This window comes from Streptomyces sp. NRRL B-24572 (assembly GCF_002156145.1).
In the GTDB taxonomy this organism is placed as follows: Bacteria; Actinomycetota; Actinomycetes; order Streptomycetales; family Streptomycetaceae; genus Streptomyces; species Streptomyces vietnamensis.
On sequence record NZ_MWIG01001038.1, the window covers coordinates 1 to 1,815 of the forward strand.

Here is a 1,815-nt window from a genome sequence, read left to right on the forward strand (position 1 = left end):
GCACCGCTCCGCCGCCCACGCCCCGCTCGTCCAGGTGATGCTGCAGGTGCACGCGGCGCCCACCGGGACCGGCGCCCCGTCCGTCCTCGACGGCGAACCGGTCGCGTTCAGCGCGGTGGGCGCCAAGTCCGACCTCACCTTCGCGCTGACCGAGCTGGTCGACGCCGACGGCGGACCGGCCGGCCTGCGGGGCGCCCTGGAGTACGCCACCGCGCTCTACGGCGCGGACACCGCCGCCCTCCTGGCCCGGCGGCTGACCGAGACCCTCGACGCGTTCGCCGCCGACCCCGGCACCGCGCTCTCCGGCCCGTCGTACGGCCCGGCGGCCCCCGCCGACAAGGTCGTGGTCCTGGACGAGCGGGGACGCCCCGCGCCGGTACGGGTACCCGGCGAGGTCCACGAGCGGACCCCGGGCGGCGGCCTGCGCGCCACCGGCCGGCGGGCCTTCGCCGAGGCCGACGGGTCCCTGCGGCCCGTGGCCGTGCTCACCGTGGGCGGCTACCCGGTCGAACCGGGCCGTGTCGAGGACGTGCTCGGCCGGCACCCCGACGTGACGGGAGCGGCCGCGGCCGTCCGCGACGACCGCCTGTACGCGTACGTCACCCGCGTCCCCGGCGGCGCCGACGAGGCGACGCTGCGCGGCTGGGCCGCCGAGCGGCTGCCCGAGTACCTCGTCCCCGCCCGCGTCGTCCTGGTGCCCCGACTGCCCGCGCCCGGCGCTCACGCCGACGCGCCCGTCGAGGCGGTGACGGAGGTGGGCCCGGACGGCCGGGAGGAACGCCTCCTCGGGGTCTTCCGGGACGTCCTCGGCGGCCGCCCGATCGGCCGGGACGACAACTTCTTCAAGTCGGGCGGGCACTCCCTGCTCGCGGTCAGGCTCCTCAACAGGATCCGCGCCGAGTTCGGCCAGGACCTCACCCTGCGGGACGTCTTCCGCAACCCGACGGCGGCCTCCCTCGCCCGCCGCCTGGCCGAGCCCGACGCCGACCCGAACGCGCCCGCCGCGACGCCGGCCCGCCCGACCAAGGCCCCGGCACTGCGCCGCCGCACGGCGGCGGGGGCACGGCGGCCCGGCTGAGCATCTGGCACCGGAGAGCGCGCGGGCGGACTCGCCGGGGTGGCGCGGCGGTGCCTCGGAGGCGGCGGCCGGTACGGTAGGGCCGATCCGCTCCCGGACGCCGACGGCGGCGGCCGAGGGCGGTCGCTGCCGGGCCGCTGCACCGGCGGCGCGGGCTGCCGGCCCTCAGCAGGCTCGGTGCCTCAGGCTTCCGGCACGGGCGTGGCCTGGTGGTAGTACATCCGCCACCCGGACGCGTCGTCCAACTTCCGCCAGATCGAACTCCTCCGGGCACGCCTGCCGTCGAGCACCGTTTCGAACGTCAGGTGCACGATCCCCGGCGCCAACACGGTGCCGGTCATCTCGGTCGGCACGTACTGCGGACCCTCGTCGGCCGCACCCTGCATGACCGCCAGCGACGAGAGCATCGACTCGCGATCCCACCGACGCCCCGAGGCACCCACCTCCACGAACTCCGGGTCGAGGAGTCGATCCGACAACGCCCTGGACGACCGCACGGCCGGACTCAACAACTGCAGCTCTCGCTCGATGACCTCGGCCACGGCGCTGTCTCTGTCGTTCATCGGAGCATCTTGCCCCAGCTGACCTGGGCGTTCGCAAGCGAATTGAGGAGTCGGTCGCTTCAACCGGCCGCGCCAACCGCCGCTCCGACCGGACACCCGACCGGCCGCCCTCCGGCCCGCCACCGGCAGCTCCGGCCGTACGTCATCTGCCGATCGGAGCTGCCGGTGGCGGGC

At 76.3% G+C, this 1,815-nt stretch carries 2 protein-coding genes; one reads left to right on the forward strand and one right to left on the reverse strand.

Features of this window, described 5'->3' with window-relative positions:
• On the forward strand, positions 1 to 1,078 hold a 1,078-nt coding region (locus tag CCN56_RS39835), incomplete at its 5' end, for a phosphopantetheine-binding protein (protein ID WP_256962430.1).
• A gap of 182 nt (positions 1,079 to 1,260) precedes the next feature.
• Here CCN56_RS39835 and CCN56_RS39840 read toward each other — a convergent pair.
• Positions 1,261 to 1,641: a DUF4440 domain-containing protein gene (locus tag CCN56_RS39840; RefSeq protein WP_086832453.1), complete on the reverse strand. Its 381-nt coding sequence runs from the start codon at positions 1,639 to 1,641 to the stop codon at positions 1,261 to 1,263.
• Positions 1,642 to 1,815: the final 174 nt, after the last annotated feature.

Bases quoted from the DNA above. Each gene is read 5' to 3' on its own strand.
- CCN56_RS39840 (WP_086832453.1), bottom strand. From the start codon at position 1,641: ATGAACGACAGAGACAGCGCCGTGGCCGAGGTCATCGAGCGAGAGCTG.